Origin of the sequence: Robertmurraya dakarensis, assembly GCF_900156875.1 — a bacterium.
GTDB classification, from domain to species: domain Bacteria; phylum Bacillota; class Bacilli; order Bacillales; family Cytobacillaceae; genus Robertmurraya; species Robertmurraya dakarensis.
The window spans coordinates 1304752-1325342 of sequence record NZ_LT707408.1; the positions used below are offsets into that span (position 1 = coordinate 1304752).

Sequence of the window (20591 nt, forward strand, 5' to 3'; positions counted from 1 at the left end):
AGGAGGATTAAAGAATGAACCAATTTCATGCAACAACAATCTTTGCTATACATCATAACGGAAACTGTGCAATGGCAGGGGATGGTCAAGTCACATTAGGTAATCAAGTTGTGATGAAACACACAGCGCGAAAAGTTAGAAAATTGTTTAATGGTAAAGTACTGGCTGGTTTTGCTGGTTCAGTGGCTGATGCCTTCACACTTTTTGAGATGTTTGAGGGAAAGTTGGAAGAGTACAATGGGAATCTTCAACGAGCGGCTGTTGAACTTGCAAAGCAGTGGAGAAGTGACAAGGTGCTTAGAAGGTTAGAAGCTATGTTAATCGTAATGAGCAAGGAAACCATTCTTTTAGTCTCAGGAACGGGTGAAGTAATAGAACCTGATGATGGAATACTTGCGATTGGTTCTGGCGGCAACTATGCGTTATCAGCGGGACGTTCATTGAAAAGATTTGCAGGAGAACATTTAACTGCGAAGGAAATTGCGCAGGCATCGCTAGAAATCGCTGCAGAAATATGTGTCTTTACAAATAATAATATTATTGTTGAAGAGCTCTGAGGAGGGGTATATATGGGAAAGGGTACAAATCTAACTCCAAGGCAAATAGTTGAACGCTTAGATCAATACATAGTCGGTCAAAAAGACGCAAAAAAAGCAGTTGCTGTCGCATTGCGAAATCGATACAGACGCAGTTTATTGGATGAGAAGCTTCGAGATGAAGTTAACCCGAAAAACATTTTAATGATCGGACCAACTGGGGTTGGGAAAACAGAAATTGCAAGAAGGATGGCGAAATTGGTTCAAGCGCCATTTGTGAAAGTCGAAGCTACAAAGTTTACTGAAGTAGGTTACGTAGGACGTGATGTGGAATCAATGGTGAGGGATCTAGTTGAAACATCAGTCCGCCTTATAAAAGAAGAGAAAATGTTAAGTGTTAAGGAGCGGGCAGAAGAAAACGCCAATAGACGTTTAGTAGAACTGCTTGTCCCGTCTGCTAAAAAGACGAATACCTATAAAAATCCGCTAGAGATGCTTTTTGGCGGTGGTGCTAATCAGCAGGAACAAGAGGCTAACACTACTGAAGATTACAGTCTCCAAGAAAAAAGGAAGATTGTAAAAGAAAAATTAGCGATGGGTGAGTTAGAAAATGAAATTGTAACGGTTGAAGTAGAAGAACAGCAACCGTCGATGTTTGATATGCTTCAAGGGTCAGGTATGGAACAAATGGGTATGAATATGCAAGATGCTTTAAGTGGTCTTATGCCAAAGAAGCGGAAAAAGCGTAAACTATCTGTTCGTGAAGCGAGAAAGGTTCTTACAAACGAAGAAGCTCAAAAGCTGATTGATATGGATGAAGTAACGCAGGAAGCTGTATTTCGAGCTGAGCAGTCAGGGATAATTTTTATTGATGAAATCGATAAAATTGCTAGTAAGAATCAAGGAGGTTCATCTGCGGATGTTTCAAGGGAAGGGGTCCAACGAGACATTCTGCCTGTTGTAGAAGGATCAACGGTTGTCACAAAATATGGTTCCGTAAAAACAGATCATGTTTTATTTATGGCAGCAGGTGCGTTCCATACCGCGAAACCATCTGATTTGATTCCAGAATTACAAGGAAGATTTCCGATTAGAGTGGAATTAACAAAACTGACAGTAGATGATTTCTTTAGAATACTAATTGAACCTGATAATGCGTTAATTAAACAATATCAAGCTTTATTAGAAACAGAAGGTATACAAATTGAATTTTCTGACGATGCTATTCGTAAGATAGCTGAAGTAGCATTTGAAGTGAATCAAAATACAGATAATATTGGGGCGAGACGTCTTCATACTATCTTAGAAAAGCTGCTGGAGGATTTATCTTTTGAGGCTCCAGATATTACGATGGAAAAGATAACCATTACACCGCAATATGTTGAAGAAAAATTGGGAGCCATCTCAAAAAATAAGGATTTAAGCCAATTCATTTTATAATCAGGATATGATGTTTCAAACAACATATATAATAAAACATACTAATGAACAATCAACTTTTTTCATCTTGGAAGGGTTACAGGAAATAGGAGGAAGAACAATGGATTTATTGTCAAAAACCAGAAAAATTAATGCTTTACTACAAAAAGCTGCAGGAAAACCAGTTAATTTCAAGGAAATGTCTGAAACACTTAGTGAAGTTATTGAAGCTAACATTTTTATTGTTAGCCGTCGCGGGAAGTTGTTGGGATTTGCTGTTAATCAGAAAATCGAAAGCGATCGTATGAAGCAAATGCTTGAAGACCGTCAGTTCCCTGAAGAATATACAAATAGTTTATTCTCTATTACCGAAACATCACCAAATCTTGATGTGAACAGTGAATATACAGCGTTTCCTGTTGAAAATAAAGATCTATTTGAAAACGGCTTAACGACAATCGTACCAATTATTGGCGGTGGGGAACGTCTTGGTACCCTAATTCTTGCAAGACTGCAAGAACAGTTTCATGATGATGACCTAATTTTAGCTGAATATGGTTCAACCGTAGTTGGGATGGAAATTCTTCGAGAAAAAGCTGAAGAAATTGAAGAGGAAGCTCGCAGTAAAGCGGTTGTTCAAATGGCGATCAGTTCATTATCTTATAGTGAATTAGAAGCGATCGAACATATCTTTGAGGAACTAAACGGTAATGAAGGTTTGCTGGTAGCTTCAAAAATAGCAGATCGTGTTGGTATCACCCGTTCTGTAATTGTAAATGCTCTTCGTAAGCTGGAAAGTGCTGGTGTTATTGAGTCCCGTTCTTTAGGAATGAAAGGTACTTATATTAAAGTATTGAATGATAAGTTTTTAGTTGAACTTGAAAAATTAAAAACAAATTAATCAAAAGACTGTCGAGGATTCTCGACAGTTATTTTTTTGTCTCGATTAACAAGAATAGAAATATTCAATAAATGTTACAAAGTTGTTACAAATAAGTTGAATAATTTACGACAATTACATTGGGGATATGGTAATAAACACTTTAATAAAATAATATAGTCTTGATGCTTTTTACCTAGTATTTCATTTCTTTTAACAATTTTAGAAAAATACAATAATAATAATTAGTATTTAATAGTGTTTCTGTATATGATTTGTTAAGCAAAATAGGACGAATCTACCAATGAATTTAACCTAATTTACATAGACAGATTATTTCATATTCATTACAATTAGGTATGTGACAAATTTCTTCTTAAAAATACAAATTTCATCTAGAAAACACAAAAGTATACAAGATTTTAGATTGTGTTAGTTAATTTAAACACATATGGGGTGCTAAACTTTGAAGCTTTTTTCAAATACGATCTCTACACTTGAAAATTCATTAAATTATTCTTCTACAAAACAAAAGGTGATAGCTGAGAATATAGCAAATGCTGACACACCAAATTTCAAATCGAAAAATGCCCGCTTTAAATCAACCATGGAAGCGGCTATGGATCAGACCCTACAGGCAAGAAAAACAAACTCTAAGCACTTGAATTTTAAAGGAATAACGATGTCTAATATTGCAATTACAACTGATAGAACAACGTCTTATCATAATAATGGAAATAATGTCGATTTGGATAAAGAAATGTCAGATTTGGCTGCAAATCAAATTTACTATAATGCATTGATTGATAGAATCAGTGGAAAATTCAAATCACTTCAGTCGGTGATTAGAGGAGGGAAGTAATTATGTCTATTTTCCATAGCATAAATACATCAGCATCCGCATTGACTGCGCAAAGACTGAGAATGGATGTCATTTCATCAAATATGGCAAATGTGGATAGTACGAGAGCTAAGCTAGTAGATGGAGAATGGGTGCCCTATCAGCGGAAGTCGGTTGTTTTGCAGCCAAAAGAAGGTAGTTTTTCTTCTTTCTTAAATACTGCAATGCAAAAAAACGAAGCAGGGTCAGGTGTGAAAGTATCAAGAATTGTTGAGGACGATTCTCCTTTTAGAGTTGTTTATGATCCAGAACATCCTGATGCGGATGAGAATGGCTATGTTCAATATCCAAATGTAGACCCGTTAAGAGAAATGGTTGACTTAGTAAGTGCAACGAGATCATATGAAGCGAACGTTACAGTTTTAAATGCATCAAAAGGAATGTTAATGAAAGCTCTTGAAATCGGGAAGTAAGGGAGGATTACATAAATGAACATTTCGCCGTTCTCCAATGTAACAGGTTTATTTCAATCTCACCAAACAAAGCCTACTATAACCAATACAACTACACCATACGAGTCACAAAAGAAATTTGCGTCCGTATTAAAGGAATCAATTGAAAAAGTTAATGAAGCGCAAATTCAATCAGATAAAATGACAGAAAAGCTGGCACGAGGTGAGAATGTAGACCTCCATTCCGTCATGATTGCGAGTCAAAAAGCAAGCATTAGCTTACAAGCAACAATGGAAATCCGTAATAAAGTGGTAGAAGCATATCAGGAAGTTATGAGAATGCAAGTTTAATAGTTAACTTTAATTACTGATAACTAAAACAGAATAGCCGGGGGATAAGAATGACGGACTACCTGCAAAAGTATACGAACAACATAAAAGAATATTGGAATTCCCGTTCCAAAAAACAAAAAATGATCATGATCGGTTCTATTCTGTTATTTGTAATCGTAATTGCTTTAATTTCATTTTTTGCAACAAGAACTACAATAGCGCCGTTGTACAGTAATCTTACTCCTTCTGAAACAGGGTCGATTAAAGAAAGTCTGGATAGCAGAGGAATTCAATCGGAAATAACGGAAGGTGGAACCACGATAAAAGTCCCTGAGGAGTTAGTGGATAGTTTGAAAGTGGATCTTGCAGCGGAGGGAATTCCGAAATCAGGAAGTATTGACTATTCGTTTTTTAGTCAAAATGCTGGGATTGGGATGACTGAAAACGAGTTTAATGTCTTAAAACTTGATGCCATGCAAACTGAATTAGCCGATCTAATTAAGGGGATAGATGGAGTTCAAGATGCTAAGGTTATGATTAATCTGCCGCAGCAGGGGATATTTGTGAATGAATCCACAGAGACTGCTTCTGCATCTATTGTCTTAAATACGCAACCAGGTTATAAATTCGAGGATAATCAAATTACTGCCTTGTATCATCTTGTTTCTAAAAGTGTCCCAAATCTTCCTACTGATAATATCGTCATTACAAACCAAAACTTTGAGTACTTTGACTTAAAAAATAATGAAAATTTTTCTGGAGATGTTTTTGCAGCTCAACATGATATAAAAAAACAGGTAGAAAGAGATGTACAACGCCAAGTACAAAGCATGTTAGGCACGTTGATGGGACAGGATAAGGTAGTTGTATCTGTTACAGCGGACATTGATTTTACACAAGAAAATCGAGAAGAGAACCTTGTAGCGCCTGTTGATGAAGAGAATATGGAAGGTATTGCGATTAGTGCACAAAAAATCACTGAAACATTTACTGGTGATGGTGCAGCCGTCGGTGGAGTACCAGCTGCTGAGGACCCCGCAGATACATTAGGCGGAACGTATCAGGGTGGTGCTAATGGAAACGGCGATTATGAAAGAATAGAAGAAACAATTAATAATGAAGTTAACAAAATTCGTAAGGAAATTATTGAAAGTCCATATAAAGTAAGAGATCTAGGTATACAAGTTATGGTAGAACCGCCGGATGCTAATGATCCAAACTCTCTTCCGCAGGAGAGGGTCGATGATATTACAAAGATGCTGGGTACGATTGTAAGGACTACCATTAATAAGGATGCAATCGATGAAGATTTAACAGAGGAGACCATTCAAGAAAAAATTGTTGTTTCTGTTCAGCCGTTTAACGGCAAGATTCAATTTAATGATGAACCGAAACAAATTATTCCTTGGTGGGTTTATGCTGTAGGAGGTCTTCTTCTATTAATTATTATTCTACTTGTGTTCTTATTTATGAGAATGCGCAGAAGCAAAGCTGAAGAAGCTGAGGCAGAAGTGAACGGAATGAACGAAGGACCGCAAGTTCATATTCCAGATGTTAATGAAGAACAGAAAGACACAGAAAGCAGTTTGCGCAGAAAACAGCTTGAAAAAATGGCGAAGGAAAAACCAGAAGACTTTGCTAAATTACTTAGAACATGGATTGCTGATGATTAGGAGGCATGAATGATGGCAAAAAAGGATCAAAAGGAATTGACAGGAAAACAAAAGGCCGCCATCCTTCTAATTTCTTTAGGACCTGATGTATCTGCATCAATTTATAAACATTTAAGTGAAGAGGAAATAGAAAAATTAACATTAGAAATTTCCAGTGTTAAAAAGGTCGATTCGCAAGCAAAAGAAGATGTTGTTGAAGAGTTCCATAATATTGCGTTAGCACAGGACTATATTGCTCAAGGTGGTATTGGGTATGCGAAAACAGTTCTGGAAAAGGCTTTAGGACCAGATCAAGCTGCCGTAATAATCAACAGGTTAACCTCTTCCTTGCAGGTTCGGCCTTTTGATTTTGCACGAAAAGCAGACCCCGCACAAATTCTTAATTTTATTCAAAACGAACATCCGCAAACGATCGCTCTTATTCTATCTTACTTGGATTCTACTCAAGCAGGGCAGATCCTATCAGAGCTTCCGCAAGAAATGCAGGCTGATGTGGCAAGAAGGATTGCGGTGATGGATAGCACATCTCCGGAAATTATTAATGAAGTAGAACAAATTCTCGAAAGAAAGCTATCCTCAACAGTTACTCAGGATTATACGCAGACTGGTGGAGTTGAAGCTGTTGTAGAAGTATTAAATGGAGTTGATCGAGCAACGGAGAAAACGATACTAGATGCTCTTGAAATTCAAGATCCAGAACTAGCTGAAGAGATTAAAAAGAGAATGTTTGTATTTGAAGATATTGTGACTCTTGACAGCCGAGCCATCCAGCGTGTGATTAGAGATTGTGAAAACGAAGATTTAATGCTGTCGCTTAAGGTTTCTAGTGAGGAAGTTAAAGAAATTGTCTTTAAAAATATGTCAAAGCGGATGGTTGACACTTTCAAAGAAGAAATGGAATTTATGGGCCCTGTCAGATTGCGTGATGTAGAAGAAGCACAGTCCCGAATTGTTGCTATTATTCGTCGCTTAGAAGAAGCTGGTGAAATCGTCATTGCTCGTGGCGGAGGAGATGATATTATTGTCTAGGCTCATTAAGTATGGATGGAATATCGGGGAGCAAAAAAATAAAGTCATTTCAATCAAACAATTTAAAGAGAATCACCAAGAAGACGAATTACCCGTTGAACCTGATCAGTCACATTTTCTCCTTGAAGAAAGGAAGCATATCCTAGACCAGGCTAAGGAAGAGGCTGAAGTGATATTAAATCAAGCGAAATCTCAGGCTGATGCTATGAAAGCCGAGATAAGCCATGAGAAAGCTAATTGGGAAAAACAAGCGGCTGCCTTATCAAATAAAGCAAAACAGATGGGTTTTGATGAAGGTTTTCAAGAAGGACAGCAACGTGGTTATGAAGAAGTTCGCGAACTAATTGGTGAAGCGGTACAGATAGTAGAAAACTCAAAGTTAGATTATCAAAAAAAAATACAATCCTCTGAACTGACGATTTTAGATTTAGGATTGAAGGTTGCTGAAAAAATTATAGGTGAGCAGCTTGCTAGTAATCCAGATCATTTCCTAGCGATTGTAAGAAATGCTCTGAAGGAAGCAAGAGATTACAGGGAAATCCAATTGCATGTAAATCCATACTACTATGGTTTTTTAATCTCTCAAAAAGAAGATTTACTTAAGATTTTCCCGAAAGAAACCGAGCTTTATATTTACCCAGATCCAGACCTGCCTGAGCAAAGCTGTATCATCGAATCTGCTAGCGGCAGAATTGATGCAAGTGTTGATCAGCAGTTAGAGGAAATTAAAAGAAAGCTTTTTGAAATGTTGGAGAGTGAATAAAGTGAAGGCAGCTGATTTAATCGGACAGATAAAACAAATAGACTCTTACAAAAGGTACGGCAGAGTAAAAAGAGTAGTGGGTCTTATGATTGAATCGCAGGGCCCGGAAAGTTCGATTGGTGATGTTTGCTTTATTCATGTTGGACATAACCAAAAAAGGAAAATACAGGCAGAAGTAGTGGGGTTTAAAGAAGAAAACATTATTTTAATGCCATACACTTCAGTCAATGATATTTCACCAGGCAGTCTTGTAGAAGGTTCATCAAAACCATTAGAAATTAAGGTGGGCTCTGGATTAATAGGTAATGTTATTGATTCTTTAGGTAATCCATTAGATGGCTCTTCATTGCCAAGGGGGCTATCCGCTGTTTTTACAGAGCAAGATCCTCCCAACCCGTTAACTAGACCGCCAATAAGTGAGCCTATTCAGGTTGGCGTAAAAATGATTGATAGTCTATTAACAGTTGGAAACGGTCAAAGGGTTGGTATTTTTGCAGGAAGCGGCGTGGGAAAAAGTACCTTACTTGGGATGGTTGCGAGAAATACTAAGGCAGATTTAAATGTAATAGCCTTAATCGGTGAACGTGGTCGTGAAGTACGTGAGTTTATCGAGAGGGATCTAGGACCAGAAGGACTATCGCGTTCGATTGTCGTTGTGGCTACTTCCGATCAACCAGCACTAATGAGAATCAAAGGTGCATTTACGGCAACCGCAATTGCGGAATATTTTCGTGACAAAGGATTAAATGTCATGTTAATGATGGATTCGGTGACACGTGTTGCTATGGCACAGAGAGAAGTAGGATTGGCAATAGGCGAACCGCCAACAACCAAAGGATATACTCCTTCCGTATTCGCAATTTTACCGAAGCTTCTTGAAAGAACAGGAACAAATATGAATGGTTCTATTACGGCTTTTTATACCGTCCTAGTGGATGGAGATGATATGAATGAGCCGATTGCTGATGCAGTCCGGGGGATTCTTGACGGACATTTTGTACTGGACCGTGCCTTGGCGAACAAGGGACAGTACCCTGCTCTAAATGTATTAAAAAGTGTAAGTCGTGTCATGAACCAAATCGTCACAGATGAACATAGGAAATCAGCGGAGAAGCTAAGAGATCTATTGAGTACGTATATGAACTCGGAAGATTTAATTAATATAGGTGCTTATAAAAGAGGTTCTTCTAAACAAATTGACGAGGCGATTCGTCTATACCCGGAAATTATAAACTTTATGAAACAAGAAACAAGCGAGTCGGTTTCAATACAGGACAGTATGAATGAACTTTATCGTTTAATTGCAGATTAGTAGTTAGATAGGGTCCTTTTAAGATCCAGATGCACTCTAGGAGTAAAGGTGTGTATAGTTTATGGTTTATGAATCTAAATTCGGCAGGGTGCTTCATTTAAAGGAACGAGAAAAAGATGAAGCAATGTCTCTATATCAGGAAACGGTTAAGAAGTTTGAGGAAGCAGCTGAAAAACTTTATGAACTCTTAAAGAAAAAAGAAGATATTGTAGAGCATCAATCTGCACGAATGTTAAATGGTTTATCAGTTCAGGAGATCCGTCATCATCAATTATTTTTGGATAACCTTGAAAAGACAATTAATCATCATCAAAAGATGGTCATTAATGCTAGAAATCGCATGAATCTATACCAAGAAAAGCTGATGAATAAAAATATCGAGGTAAGGAAGATTGAAAAAATTCACGAAAAAGACCGTTCTCAATTCTTCCAAGAATTAAAAATAGTAGAGAGCAAACAAATGGATGATATCTCGATTCAACATTATATGAACCGAGGAAGCTAGGTGATTAAATGGTAAAGACAGTAGAAGAAGGACAAAAGAAAAAACCAAATAAACTCCAGTGGTTTTTATTTACAGCACTCATCCCTGCAATGTTTGCGATTGTTGTAGCGTTAATTGTTTTTTCTTTTGCTGGAATCAATGTGTTTGAAAAGGCAAAGGAATTCGGACAAAAGGTTCCTTTTCTTTCGGGATTATTGCAAGGAGAAGAAACCAAAACGGTTGAAAAATGGGAAATGAGCATTCTCGAACTTGAAGGTGAAATTAAGGATCGTGAAACTCTAATCGGGCAGCTACAAAAAGAGATGGAAACAAAAGACAAAGAAGTTGAAGAAGCGATGTTAGAGGTGGAAAATCTGCAGCAGCAGATTGATGATTTAATAGCAATTCAAGAGGAAAATAAGCGTGCTTTTAAAGATATTATTAAAACATATGAGTCGATGTCAGCAAAAAAAGCAGCACCTGTACTGACAGAAATGGAAGATCAGGAGGCTTTAGAAATTTTAACAAATATCAACGCAGACTCCCTGGCAGCTATCCTGGAAAATTTGAATCCTGATGTCGCTGCAAAATATACAGAAATGTTAACATCTGAAGCTAATAATTAATGCTTATTCTATTCTTTTGAAAGGAGGTGAAAAAGTGGAGATTGGTGGATTAGGAATGGTTAATACGATATCTAATATAAATAAAAATAATCAACCAACGTCGACTAAAGACTTTGCTGGGGTCTTCAGTTCGTTAGTGACAGAAACTCCTGGTGATGAAGAGTTAAACGACAGCATCTCTGAAGAGGATTTGGTTGAGTTACTCCAATTTTTAAAAACTGAAGATATTTTAGATATTGAGGGCGGACTGGAGCTGATTGAAGCCGTAAATTCGAATCTGAAAACAGATTTAATAGCATTTGATGGACAATTAAATAACAGTTCAACAAAGAGTGAAATTGCCATGCTTGAAGATGGAATTACTAAAGCTAATATAGACAAAATCAATGCCTTAGATATTAGAGATTTAATCTTGGTCTTAACTGAGGCCGCTTCATTACCAATGAATGATTTTAAGAATAGTCTCGACAGTAACTTGCAAAATATTTTAAAGGTCGCGAAGAGTATTGAGTTGTTTGATGTAAATAGTCAAGATTCTAGTGTTGAAAAGACAACCTTGAAAGAAATTATTCAACAGTTAACTAAGAAGATTGAATGGTTAGCGTCCAAGGGAAAAAGTGAAGGTTTAGTTGAGGGCAAACATTCTACTCGAATGGAATATCTTCAAAAAACTATTGGAACACTTCAGGCTGAACTAAACGGACAAACTTTGATAAAAAAGGAACAAAATGAAGCGAAAACTGTTCTAAAGTCTAGAATAATTAATGGCTTTTCCCTGTTTCAAAATTCTACTAACCATAAACAGTTCGGATTATCATCTGTCAATGAATTGAAAGAAGTAACAAATCTATCGTATTCAATTCTAGATGATGGTATTGAACAAAAGTCCAGAACAAATAAAATGGAAATAGCAAATGGGTTTAACCTTCAACAACTAGGTAGGCCTGAGCAACTAACATTAATGTTAAATCAATCAGGCAAGCAGATTTCTACTACTGAGTTAATAAAACAATTTGAAAGTATATTAACCAAAAGTCATCTTACTAACGGTGTTGGCCAACAAAGAATGTTAGTTAAATTAAGCCCTGAACATCTCGGCTCATTGCGTATTGAATTAATTCAAAGAGAAACTGGTATTGTTGCAAGAATTCTCACATCAACACTAGCAGCAAAGGATACTTTAGAATCACAAATAAATGGTTTAAGACAAGCATTCAGTTCACAAAACATTCAGGTGGACAAAATTGAAATTTCTCAACAAATGTCTCAGCAACAGGAAAAGTTTTTAAACAAAGATGGCCAACAGCAATCTGGACAGCAGCACCAAGAAAGACCAGGACATCGTCAACTTGATGAATTGAATGACGAGAGTGAGTTTAATACTTCGTTTGAAGATGCGTTTTTAAATTTGAAAATATAGGTGGATACCATGGCAAATACGATTGATACATCCTTATATTTATCAAACCATCAAAAAGAACAAAAAAAAACAGGCTCTAATAATCTAGGTAAAGATGATTTTTTAAAAATATTGATGGTTCAGCTACAAAACCAAGACCCTTCTAGCCCTATGGAAGATAAAGAGTTTATCTCGCAAATGGCGACATTTTCTACTTTAGAACAGATTACGAATATGAATACGAACATATTGCGGCTTGTGGAATCACAAGAACAAAATCAACTTATTTCATATAGTCAATTTATTGGTAAGGAAGTAAGTTGGCATAAAATTGTGGAGACAGAAAATGATGGTGAAGAACCTACAATTCAAGAAGGTTCTGGTAAAGTGGTTTCTGTACAATTTAAAAATGGTACTGCCACTTTCACACTAGAAGATCAAACAATATTAGAACCAGAGAATATCTCTGAATTAAAAGAGTCTCGTAAGTAGTTAATCTATTTAAATCGAACATAAGTGTGAAATTAAAAGGAGAGAAGTGATTGGATGGACAAGTCTGTTTTTAGACCGATACAATCACAGCCGATACCTACTGGGAATATACGGTCAGCGAAATCGAAGGAACTTTCAACAAATTCGTTTGCAATGCAATTTCAACAAGCGATAGAGGCAAACGATACATTAATTATTAGTAAACATGCAAAGGCGCGATTGCTGCAAAGGGATATACATATTAGTGATCGCAGCTGGGATCAAATCCAACAAAAGGTGAATGAGGCAAAGAAATTAGGTGTTAAGGACTCACTTGTCTTATTAGATAATGCCGCGTTAATTGTGAGTGCTAAAAATAACACAGTTATAACTGCCATGGATTCCCATGAAGCTAAATCACAAATTTTTACAAATATAAATGGAACAATTGTAATTTAATCTATAAGAATGGCTGGACCGATAAGGAAGCCTGGGCTGTGGACCGATAGAAGCAGTTCAACAGAAAGGAGTATTTAACTATGCTACGTTCAATGTATTCAGGAATAAACGGAATGAAAAATTTTCAAACAAAATTAGATGTGATTGGAAATAATATTGCCAATGTAAACACTTTTGGTTTTAAAAAAGGTCGTGTTGTTTTTAAAGAGATGATAAGTCAGACGATTTCAGGAGCAACTGGTAATGTTGATAGAGGAGATGGAGCGGGCGGTGTCAATCCTAAACAAGTGGGTTTAGGTTCACAAATTGCTGCTATTGATACAATTGATACGGAAGGAAGCACCCAAACAACTGGACGTGTTCTTGATTTAGCGATTTCTGGTGACGGTTATTTTGCAGTCCGAAGAGGGAATGCAGATGATGGAGAAATGCTATTTACTAGAGCAGGTAATTTATATCTAGATAATCAAGGGTATTTAGTAACTTCTGCTGGAGATTACATCCTTGACGAGGAAAGCGGTGCAATCCAAATAAATGGAGGAGCCACAGACGAAATTGCAAATTTAAGCATCGGTACAGATGGAACTATAACCTACATTGTAGATGGGGCTCCCGAGGAAACTTCCCCAATCGGTATCGCTAGATTCAGGAATAATGCTGGACTCGAAAAAGCTGGCGAGAATTTATATCGAAATACTGCTAATGCCAGCGAAGATGTTGAAGATGAAGTGGAATTACTTGCACCAGGTGTGGATGGTGCAGGGAAAATTGTCTCTGGTGCACTCGAAATGTCCAACGTCGATCTTTCCGAAGAATTTACAGAAATGATCGTTGCACAACGTGGATTCCAAGCAAATACAAAAATCATTACAACTTCAGATGAAATTCTCCAAGAGTTAGTGAATTTAAAACGATAGGCTAAGGGAGGGACAGGACTGAATAGGTCGCTTTTCAGTCCTGATTAAAACTGTGATAAACGTTACTAGATTAAATGGAAAATCCTTTATTATCAATGCCATATATATTGAAACAGTTGAAGCTTTTCCAGATACGACCATAACGCTTTCCAATGGAAAAAAGTATGTCGTTAAGGAGACAGAGGAAGAGGTTGTGGAATTAGTAAAAACATTCTATCAATCTGTTACTCTTATAGGGCGGTATCAGGAGGGGGTTGAGCATGAAAAATAAACTAGTCATGATTATGTTAATTATATTAATTGCGATCACTCTCGTTGGTGCTGTTGCGCTCGTGGTAGTTTTAAAATTCACAGGTGAAGAAGAGAATAAAGAACCGACTATTGATGAAATCTTAGAAGCATCTGTGGATATTCCGCAAATGACCACTAACTTAGCGAACGATGACTATATTAGAATTTCATTTAAGATACAAACCGATAACAAGAAGGCAAAGGAAGAATTGGAAAAGAGAGATTTCCAAGTGAAAAATATCATCATCCATACACTTTCTGAGAGAACATCTGACGAGTTAAGAGGCGCAGAGGGTCAAACAAAGCTCGAAGAAGATCTTAAAGAGAAAATTAGTGAAATCATGCAAGAAGGAACAGTGGAGAAAGTCTATATTACTGAATCTCTCCTCCAATAATGACAATTACAGACTGAATTTAAGACAGGTGGAGGTGAGGATTCATGTCTGGAGAGGTTTTATCACAAAGTGAAATAGATGCCCTGCTTTCTGCTTTGTCTACTGGGGAAATGGATGCAGATGAGCTTAAGAAAGAAACGACAGAGAAAAAAGTAAAGGTTTATGATTTTAAAAGAGCACTTCGATTTTCAAAAGATCAAGTAAGAAGTTTAACAAGGATACATGAGAATTTTGCAAGACTCCTCACCACTTTTTTCTCGGCTCAATTGAGGACATATGTACAAATTACAGTAGCGTCTGCTGATCAAATTCCCTATGAAGAATTTATCCGCTCCATTCCAAAAATGACGATCTTAAATGTTTTTGAAGTCCCGCCATTAGATGGGCGGATCTTAATGGAAGTAAATCCAAATATCGCATATGCGATGATGGATCGAATGATGGGTGGCAAAGGGACGAGTATTAATAAAGTAGAAAACTTAACTGAAATTGAAACGAAGATTATGTCCAATACCTTTGAAAGGTCCTTTGAAAATTTGCGTGAAGCTTGGGAAACATTAGCGGATATAGATCCGATGTTAACCGATTTTGAGGTGAACCCACAGTTTCTACAAATGGTTTCTCCAAATGAGACGGTAGTGGTCATATCGTTAAATACCGTTATCGGTGAGACCACGGGAATGATCAATATTTGTATTCCTCATGTGGTCTTGGAACCGATCATTCCAAAGCTTTCTGTTCATTACTGGATGCAAAATGAGAAAAAGGCAAGTGAACCCCAGGAACTCGAGGTTTTGGAAAAACGTATTAAGAGAGCAGAGGTTCCAATTAAAGTGGAATTAGGATCTTCTGAAATATCAATCGAAGATTTTTTAATGCTTGATGTCGGAGACGTTATTGAACTGAATCAGCGAATTGATGAACCGTTAATGATAAAAGTTGGGGATACTCCTAAATTTAAAGGACAGCCAGGAAAAATGAACAAAAAAATTGCCATTCAAGTTTTAGAAACAGTAAAGGAGGGAGACGACGATGATGAGTGATGATATGCTCTCTCAAGATGAAATAGATGCATTGTTAAGAGGTACTGATGAACTAGATATTGAAGAAGATCATTCTGATGCAATGGCTGTAGAAGATTTTCTTTCACCAATGGAACGTGATGCGCTGGGCGAAGTAGGGAACATTTCTTTTGGGAGTTCGGCTACGGCTCTTTCAACACTATTAAATCAAAAAGTAGAGATTACCACACCAACTGTGATGATAATAGCTAAAGGGAAATTGCATGAGGAGTTTCCTCATCCTTATGTAGCGATTCAGGTGAAATACACAGAAGGTTTTTCTGGTACAAATTTACTTGTCATTAAGCAAGAGGATGCAGCGATCATTGCAGATTTAATGCTCGGTGGGGACGGAGTTAATCCAAGTGAGCTTTTGGGTGAGATACAATTAAGTGCTGTTCAAGAAGCTATGAATCAGATGATGGGGTCTTCAGCCACATCAATGTCGACCATTTTTAGTAAAAGAGTTGATATCTCTCCGCCTTCTATCGATATGTTGGACCTTAATCAAGGAGAAGGCACTGATAGAATTCCAAATGACGATATACTCGTTAAAATCTCCTTTAGTTTAAAAGTGGGAGAGTTAATTGACTCAAATATCATGCAATTACTGCCCCTTGATTTCGCTAAAGGGTTGGTTCAAGAATTGTTAAATCCTGAAAGCATGGAGCAAGCGTCGGCAACTCTAGAAAAAACAGAATTTGTTGATGACGCTAAAGTACAGGATAGTTTAGGTGACATACCTTATTCACATGAGGTGCAGCCGCCAATGTATCCTAGCACAAATGATTTGCCGCTTGGTTCCAGACCATCTGAACCTGCAGCTAATCCAAATTCATATCCATATCAGCAAAGTGAACAATTTGCACAGGCGCGGACAGGATACCAAGTTCCACAGCATGCCGCCCAATCTCAACAGGGTCCACAGCATTATGGAGCAGCCTATCCAGGAGGGGAACAACCAGTTGTTCAACCTGCAGCCTTTTCTAGTTTTGAACAGCACCATATGCAAGAAGCTGAAACAAAAAATTTAAATATGTTAATGGATATCCCGCTTCAGGTAACAGTTGAGCTAGGAAGAACGAAGCGTTCAGTCAAAGATATTCTTAGTCTTTCTTCTGGTTCGATTATTGAACTTGATAAATTAGCAGGGGAGCCTGTTGATATCTTAATCAATAATCGGTTGATAGCCAAAGGAGAAGTCGTAGTAATCGATGAGAACTTTGGAGTTAGGGTAACTGATATCATAAGTCAGAGCGACCGTATCAAAAAACTTAGATAAAAAATGGAGGTATTAGATAATGGGACAAAGGATTTTGATTGTTGACGATGCAGCATTTATGAGAATGATGATAAAGGATATATTAACAAAAAATGGCTTTGAAGTAGTCGGAGAAGCTGCGGACGGTGCACAAGCGGTAGAGAAATACAAAGAAACACAGCCAGATTTAGTAACAATGGATATTACAATGCCTGAAATGGATGGAATCACGGCATTAAAAGAAATTAAGAAAATAAATCCACAAGCTAAAGTAATCATGTGTTCTGCCATGGGGCAGCAAGCAATGGTCATAGATGCTATTCAGGCAGGAGCTAAGGATTTTATTGTAAAGCCATTCCAGGCAGATCGTGTGATAGAAGCTATTTCTAAAACATTGGGATAACTTATTATCGGAGAAAACACGGTGTTCTCAAAATCACAGTCAATGTAAATTTTTTATTAGAGGTGCATCCAGTTGCAAAGTAAACATCAATTGATTAAGGTATTGTTTCTATTAATCTTTGTTTGGACAAACTCCCAGTTGGGAGTTTCAGCACAAGAAGTAAACAGTGTTAAGGATTGTATAGAACAGCCTGAAAAATGCAGTGAAGAAAACCTAATCCCGGAAGATACAGACAATGGTAATAAAGAAAATATTAACGAGAATACTGTCGGTGTAACCGCGTGGGATTTCATAAAGATGATATTTGCAACAATCTTTGTGGTTGCACTTCTCTATCTCTTACTTAAATTTATTAATAAAAAAAGTCATGTTTATAAATCATCACAAGTGGTTGAAAACATCGGAGGTACTTCCCTTGGTGCAAACCGCTCGGTGCAGATCATTAAAGTGGGAAGCCGGGTTTTAGTATTAGGTGTAGGGGAAAATATACAGCTGTTAAAAGAAATTGAAGACGAAGAGGAAGCACGTCGTATCATCGTAGAACATAATAACAAAATAGAACAGCTAACCAGTCCAAGCGATATTGTGACAAAGGTTTTGAATTTAAGAAAAGCATTAACAACCCAGGAAAAAGAACGTGAAAAGGAAGCTAGCTCTTTTTCTTCTGTATTAAAGAATCAGCTAGATCATATGTCTCAGGACAGAAAAAAACTATACGATGAAATGGAGAAGAAAGGGCCAGACGAACGATGAATGAATTTATGGAGTTTTTTAACAATAGTTCCCCAGCGAATGTGGCAACTTCTGTTAAGTTAATACTGCTTTTGACCGTTCTTACCCTAGCTCCTAGTATTCTAGTATTAATGACCTCTTTTACTAGAATTGTGATCGTTCTTTCCTTTGTCAGAACGGCGCTTGCTACACAGCAAATGCCACCCAATCAAGTTATTATTGGTTTATCTCTATTTTTATCCTTTTTTATTATGGCTCCAACATTGCAAGAGGTTAATGACGAAGCCTTAACACCTTTATTTAATGAAGAGATTAATTTAGAGGAAGCGTACGAAAGGGCATCCCTTCCTTTTAAAGAATTTATGAGTGCGCATACTAGACAAAAGGATTTAGCTTTGTTTTTACAGTATTCTCAGGCGGATAGACCTGAGTCCATTGAAGACATCCCATTGACAACGCTTGTGCCCGCATTTGCAATAAGTGAAATTAAAACGGCATTTCAAATAGGTTTTATGATTTTTATCCCTTTTCTAGTGATTGATATGGTTGTAGCCAGTGTACTGATGTCAATGGGAATGATGATGCTGCCTCCTGTCATGATTTCACTGCCGTTTAAAATCCTTTTATTTGTATTGGTTGATGGATGGTACTTAGTGGTCAAATCTCTATTAGATAGCTTTTAAGCAGGTGAACAATAATGACTCCAGATAGTGTAATAACGATAGCAGAACAAGGAATTTGGGCTGTGCTTTTAATAAGTGGTCCGTTGCTGCTTTTGGCTTTAGTGGTAGGGCTTATCGTTAGTATTTTTCAAGCAACCACACAAATTCAGGAGCAGACTCTTGCATTCGTCCCCAAAATTGTCGCAGTTCTAGTGGGAATAGTATTTTTCGGACCATGGATGCTAAGTAGAATGCTTTCTTATGCGAACGATATCTTTTCTAATCTAACTAGATTTATAGGATGATCATATGGTTGATTTACTTCCAGAATTTCCAGTCTTTTTATTAGTTTTTGTTAGGGTCACTTCATTTTTTATCATGATGCCCCTTTTTTCTTATCGTAACATTCCGACAACACATAAGGCTGGTTTTGGATTATTTCTTGCTTGGATCATGTTTTATACCATTGATGCTCCGGTCCTTGAAATAAACGGGGAATACCTTTTATTGGTTATGAAAGAAGCGCTCGTGGGATTAATGGTTGGATTCATTGCTTATTTAATTTTATCAGCTATTCAAATTGCCGGAGGGTTTATCGATTTTCAAATGGGATTTGCAATTGCGAATGTTATTGACCCACAGACAGGAGCACAAAGTCCGTTGACGGGTCAATACCTTTATACGATCAGCTTACTTTTTTTGCTTAGTGTAAATGGACATCACTTACTTTTAGACGGAATTTATTATAGTTATCAATTTGTGCCATTAGATCAGGCTTGGATACCCTTTGGAGACGAGTCACTAATTTTATTCATAGTCAAATCATTTTCAGCAATGTTTATGATTGCGCTCCAGATGTCCTTACCGGTTGTCGCTAGTTTATTTCTTGTTGATGTCGCTTTGGGAATTGTAGCAAGAACAGTACCACAATTAAACGTCTTTGTAGTCGGCCTGCCATTAAAAATAGGTGTCAGCTTTATCGTCCTTATTGCTGTCATGGCTGTGATGTTTGGAGTGGTCTCACAATTATTCGAATACATGCTTGTAACAATGAGAAGCCTTATGGATCTTATTGGAGGCTTATAAATGAAACTTCTACAATTAGATTTACAGTTCTTTGCTGGAGAAAAAACAGAAAAAGCAACACCTAAAAAACGTCAAGATAGCAGGAAAAAAGGACAGGTTGCAAAAAGCCAAGATATCAATACGGCGATTGTGTTATTAGCTGTATTTTTTATTCTGCTTTTTGCAGGTAAGTACTTTTATAATATTTTATTGTATATTTTTCGTCATGCGTTTGAGGATTATATGCTTATGAACTTAACTGCAAGTAATGTGCAAGTTATTTTTTTGGATGTCTTAAAAGAGCTTATATTGGTACTAGCACCAATTATGGCAGTCGCTATGATCGCCGGCATTATTGCAAATTATATGCAGTTTGGCTTTTTATTTTCGACAGAAGCAATTCAGCCAAAGCTGGAGAAAATCGATCCGATTAAAGGCGCTAAAAGAATATTTTCGGTTCGAGCGATCGTGGAGTTATTAAAATCGATATTAAAGATAAGTTTTGTAGGTGCAGTTACGTTTTCAGTTTTATGGATTAGGAAAGAAGAGATCCTTATTTTGGCACAAAAAAGCGTAGGAGCTGGGCTTGCTACAATTGCAAACTTAACCGTACAAATGGGTTTAATTGCTTCGGCGGTATTGATTTTTTTGGCTGTACTAGATTATCTCTATCAGAAGTATGATTTTGAAAAAAATATCCGTATGTCAAAACAAGATATAAAGGACGAACACAAAAATATGGAAGGGGACCCCCTCATTAAATCTAAAATCAAACAACGCCAAAGAGAAATGGCAATGAGACGGATGATGCAAGAGGTTCCCAATGCAGATGTTGTCATTACTAACCCAACTCATTATGCAATAGCCCTTAAGTATGATGAAACAAAGTCTGATGCACCCTTTGTTGTGGCAAAAGGGGTCGATTTCGTTGCTCAAAAAATTAAGTATATTGCCAAAGAAAATGAAGTAATACAGGTAGAGAATCGGCCTTTAGCAAGGGCATTATACAGCCAGACAGAAATTGGCCAAACGATTCCTGAAGAATTTTTTAAAGCAGTAGCTGAAATCCTGGCTTATGTTTATAAAACAAAAAGAAAAATTTAAATGCAATGCTTATAGGAATAGTT

26 protein-coding genes are annotated in these 20591 nt (G+C 37.0%); all 26 read left to right on the forward strand.

Annotated elements, in window-relative coordinates:
- Nucleotides 1-14: 14 nt before the first annotated feature.
- The 26 genes from hslV (at nt 15) to flhB (ending at nt 20568) form a co-directional block, all read left to right on the forward strand.
- On the forward strand, nt 15-557 hold the full coding sequence (hslV, locus tag CZ487_RS07560) for an ATP-dependent protease subunit HslV (protein WP_077211513.1): 543 nt from the start codon (nt 15-17) through the stop codon (nt 555-557).
- 12 nt (nt 558-569) lie between these two features.
- Complete coding sequence (hslU, locus tag CZ487_RS07565) at nt 570-1976, forward strand: HslU--HslV peptidase ATPase subunit (RefSeq protein ID WP_077211514.1); 1407 nt, start codon at nt 570-572, stop codon at nt 1974-1976.
- A gap of 100 nt (nt 1977-2076) precedes the next feature.
- A complete protein-coding gene (codY, locus tag CZ487_RS07570; protein ID WP_077211515.1) occupies nt 2077-2856 on the forward strand; it encodes a GTP-sensing pleiotropic transcriptional regulator CodY in 780 nt (259 codons plus the stop codon).
- 445 nt (nt 2857-3301) lie between these two features.
- On the forward strand, nt 3302-3697 hold the full coding sequence (gene flgB, locus CZ487_RS07575) for a flagellar basal body rod protein FlgB (RefSeq protein ID WP_077211516.1): 396 nt from the start codon (nt 3302-3304) through the stop codon (nt 3695-3697).
- Nucleotides 3698-3699: 2 nt separating this feature from the next.
- Nucleotides 3700-4149, forward strand: coding sequence for a flagellar basal body rod protein FlgC (flgC, locus tag CZ487_RS07580; protein WP_202617794.1), 450 nt, complete (start codon nt 3700-3702; stop codon nt 4147-4149).
- Nucleotides 4150-4164: 15 nt separating this feature from the next.
- On the forward strand, nt 4165-4479 hold the full coding sequence (gene fliE, locus CZ487_RS07585) for a flagellar hook-basal body complex protein FliE (RefSeq protein ID WP_077211517.1): 315 nt from the start codon (nt 4165-4167) through the stop codon (nt 4477-4479).
- Between the two features lie 50 nt (nt 4480-4529).
- The gene (fliF, locus tag CZ487_RS07590; protein WP_077211518.1) at nt 4530-6134 is read left to right on the forward strand and encodes a flagellar basal-body MS-ring/collar protein FliF; all 1605 of its coding nucleotides are present in this window, start codon (nt 4530-4532) and stop codon (nt 6132-6134) included.
- A gap of 12 nt (nt 6135-6146) precedes the next feature.
- Nucleotides 6147-7163 (forward strand): flagellar motor switch protein FliG, encoded by a 1017-nt coding sequence (gene fliG / locus CZ487_RS07595; RefSeq protein WP_077211519.1) that lies wholly within the window; start codon nt 6147-6149, stop codon nt 7161-7163.
- Complete coding sequence (gene fliH / locus CZ487_RS07600) at nt 7147-7926, forward strand: flagellar assembly protein FliH (RefSeq protein WP_337189733.1); 780 nt, start codon at nt 7147-7149, stop codon at nt 7924-7926. Before fliG ends, fliH begins: the two co-directional genes overlap by 17 nt.
- Nucleotide 7927: 1 nt before the next feature.
- Complete coding sequence (gene fliI, locus CZ487_RS07605; RefSeq protein ID WP_077211521.1) at nt 7928-9238, forward strand: flagellar protein export ATPase FliI; 1311 nt, start codon at nt 7928-7930, stop codon at nt 9236-9238.
- Nucleotides 9239-9299: 61 nt separating this feature from the next.
- Nucleotides 9300-9743, forward strand: a complete 444-nt coding sequence (fliJ, locus tag CZ487_RS07610) for a flagellar export protein FliJ (RefSeq protein ID WP_077211522.1) — start codon at nt 9300-9302, stop codon at nt 9741-9743.
- Nucleotides 9744-9751: 8 nt separating this feature from the next.
- On the forward strand, nt 9752-10348 hold the full coding sequence (locus CZ487_RS07615) for a MotE family protein (protein ID WP_077211523.1): 597 nt from the start codon (nt 9752-9754) through the stop codon (nt 10346-10348).
- 34 nt (nt 10349-10382) lie between these two features.
- Entirely contained in the window at nt 10383-11768 is a 1386-nt protein-coding gene (locus tag CZ487_RS07620; RefSeq protein WP_077211524.1) for a flagellar hook-length control protein FliK, read from the forward strand.
- 9 nt (nt 11769-11777) lie between these two features.
- A complete protein-coding gene (gene flgD / locus CZ487_RS07625) occupies nt 11778-12239 on the forward strand; it encodes a flagellar hook assembly protein FlgD (RefSeq protein ID WP_077211525.1) in 462 nt (153 codons plus the stop codon).
- Nucleotides 12240-12293: 54 nt separating this feature from the next.
- A complete protein-coding gene (locus CZ487_RS07630; protein ID WP_077211526.1) occupies nt 12294-12677 on the forward strand; it encodes a TIGR02530 family flagellar biosynthesis protein in 384 nt (127 codons plus the stop codon).
- 80 nt (nt 12678-12757) lie between these two features.
- A complete protein-coding gene (flgG, locus tag CZ487_RS07635) occupies nt 12758-13594 on the forward strand; it encodes a flagellar basal body rod protein FlgG (RefSeq protein ID WP_077211527.1) in 837 nt (278 codons plus the stop codon).
- Nucleotides 13595-13646: 52 nt separating this feature from the next.
- The gene (locus CZ487_RS07640) at nt 13647-13865 is read left to right on the forward strand and encodes a flagellar FlbD family protein (RefSeq protein ID WP_077211528.1); all 219 of its coding nucleotides are present in this window, start codon (nt 13647-13649) and stop codon (nt 13863-13865) included.
- The gene (gene fliL, locus CZ487_RS07645) at nt 13855-14280 is read left to right on the forward strand and encodes a flagellar basal body-associated protein FliL (protein WP_077211529.1); all 426 of its coding nucleotides are present in this window, start codon (nt 13855-13857) and stop codon (nt 14278-14280) included. Before CZ487_RS07640 ends, fliL begins: the two co-directional genes overlap by 11 nt.
- A gap of 44 nt (nt 14281-14324) precedes the next feature.
- On the forward strand, nt 14325-15323 hold the full coding sequence (fliM, locus tag CZ487_RS07650; protein WP_077211530.1) for a flagellar motor switch protein FliM: 999 nt from the start codon (nt 14325-14327) through the stop codon (nt 15321-15323).
- Nucleotides 15313-16623, forward strand: a complete 1311-nt coding sequence (gene fliY / locus CZ487_RS07655) for a flagellar motor switch phosphatase FliY (RefSeq protein ID WP_077211531.1) — start codon at nt 15313-15315, stop codon at nt 16621-16623. Before fliM ends, fliY begins: the two co-directional genes overlap by 11 nt.
- Before the next feature lie 19 nt (nt 16624-16642).
- Complete coding sequence (locus CZ487_RS07660; protein ID WP_077211532.1) at nt 16643-17005, forward strand: response regulator; 363 nt, start codon at nt 16643-16645, stop codon at nt 17003-17005.
- A gap of 72 nt (nt 17006-17077) precedes the next feature.
- A complete protein-coding gene (locus CZ487_RS07665) occupies nt 17078-17758 on the forward strand; it encodes a flagellar biosynthetic protein FliO (RefSeq protein WP_237562814.1) in 681 nt (226 codons plus the stop codon).
- Nucleotides 17755-18420, forward strand: coding sequence for a flagellar type III secretion system pore protein FliP (gene fliP, locus CZ487_RS07670; protein WP_077211533.1), 666 nt, complete (start codon nt 17755-17757; stop codon nt 18418-18420). Before CZ487_RS07665 ends, fliP begins: the two co-directional genes overlap by 4 nt.
- A 14-nt stretch (nt 18421-18434) precedes the next feature.
- Nucleotides 18435-18704 (forward strand): flagellar biosynthesis protein FliQ, encoded by a 270-nt coding sequence (gene fliQ / locus CZ487_RS07675; protein WP_077211534.1) that lies wholly within the window; start codon nt 18435-18437, stop codon nt 18702-18704.
- A 4-nt stretch (nt 18705-18708) separates the two neighbouring features.
- Entirely contained in the window at nt 18709-19485 is a 777-nt protein-coding gene (gene fliR, locus CZ487_RS07680; RefSeq protein ID WP_077211535.1) for a flagellar biosynthetic protein FliR, read from the forward strand.
- Nucleotides 19486-20568 carry a flagellar biosynthesis protein FlhB gene (gene flhB / locus CZ487_RS07685; protein WP_077211536.1) on the forward strand — a complete coding sequence of 361 codons (1083 nt, stop codon included), beginning with the start codon at nt 19486-19488 and terminating at the stop codon, nt 20566-20568. It begins immediately after the preceding gene.
- Nucleotides 20569-20591: the final 23 nt, after the last annotated feature.

Excerpts from the sequence above, each read along its gene's own strand:
- CZ487_RS07630 (WP_077211526.1), top strand. The coding sequence starts at position 12,294 with ATGGACAAGTCTGTTTTTAGACCGATACAATCACAGCCGATACCTACT.
- fliY (WP_077211531.1), top strand. The coding sequence starts at position 15,313 with ATGATGAGTGATGATATGCTCTCTCAAGATGAAATAGATGCATTGTTA.
- hslV (WP_077211513.1), top strand. The coding sequence starts at position 15 with ATGAACCAATTTCATGCAACAACAATCTTTGCTATACATCATAACGGA.
- CZ487_RS07615 (WP_077211523.1), top strand. The coding sequence starts at position 9,752 with ATGGTAAAGACAGTAGAAGAAGGACAAAAGAAAAAACCAAATAAACTC.
- fliR (WP_077211535.1), top strand. The coding sequence starts at position 18,709 with ATGGTTGATTTACTTCCAGAATTTCCAGTCTTTTTATTAGTTTTTGTT.
- flgD (WP_077211525.1), top strand. The coding sequence starts at position 11,778 with ATGGCAAATACGATTGATACATCCTTATATTTATCAAACCATCAAAAA.
- fliJ (WP_077211522.1), top strand. The coding sequence starts at position 9,300 with ATGGTTTATGAATCTAAATTCGGCAGGGTGCTTCATTTAAAGGAACGA.
- fliH (WP_337189733.1), top strand. The coding sequence starts at position 7,147 with ATGATATTATTGTCTAGGCTCATTAAGTATGGATGGAATATCGGGGAG.
- fliF (WP_077211518.1), top strand. The coding sequence starts at position 4,530 with ATGACGGACTACCTGCAAAAGTATACGAACAACATAAAAGAATATTGG.
- fliM (WP_077211530.1), top strand. The coding sequence starts at position 14,325 with ATGTCTGGAGAGGTTTTATCACAAAGTGAAATAGATGCCCTGCTTTCT.
- flgC (WP_202617794.1), top strand. The coding sequence starts at position 3,700 with ATGTCTATTTTCCATAGCATAAATACATCAGCATCCGCATTGACTGCG.
- fliG (WP_077211519.1), top strand. The coding sequence starts at position 6,147 with ATGGCAAAAAAGGATCAAAAGGAATTGACAGGAAAACAAAAGGCCGCC.
- fliL (WP_077211529.1), top strand. The coding sequence starts at position 13,855 with ATGAAAAATAAACTAGTCATGATTATGTTAATTATATTAATTGCGATC.
- flhB (WP_077211536.1), top strand. The coding sequence starts at position 19,486 with ATGAAACTTCTACAATTAGATTTACAGTTCTTTGCTGGAGAAAAAACA.
- flgG (WP_077211527.1), top strand. The coding sequence starts at position 12,758 with ATGCTACGTTCAATGTATTCAGGAATAAACGGAATGAAAAATTTTCAA.
- codY (WP_077211515.1), top strand. The coding sequence starts at position 2,077 with ATGGATTTATTGTCAAAAACCAGAAAAATTAATGCTTTACTACAAAAA.
- fliQ (WP_077211534.1), top strand. The coding sequence starts at position 18,435 with ATGACTCCAGATAGTGTAATAACGATAGCAGAACAAGGAATTTGGGCT.
- fliE (WP_077211517.1), top strand. The coding sequence starts at position 4,165 with ATGAACATTTCGCCGTTCTCCAATGTAACAGGTTTATTTCAATCTCAC.
- fliP (WP_077211533.1), top strand. The coding sequence starts at position 17,755 with ATGAATGAATTTATGGAGTTTTTTAACAATAGTTCCCCAGCGAATGTG.
- hslU (WP_077211514.1), top strand. The coding sequence starts at position 570 with ATGGGAAAGGGTACAAATCTAACTCCAAGGCAAATAGTTGAACGCTTA.
- CZ487_RS07660 (WP_077211532.1), top strand. The coding sequence starts at position 16,643 with ATGGGACAAAGGATTTTGATTGTTGACGATGCAGCATTTATGAGAATG.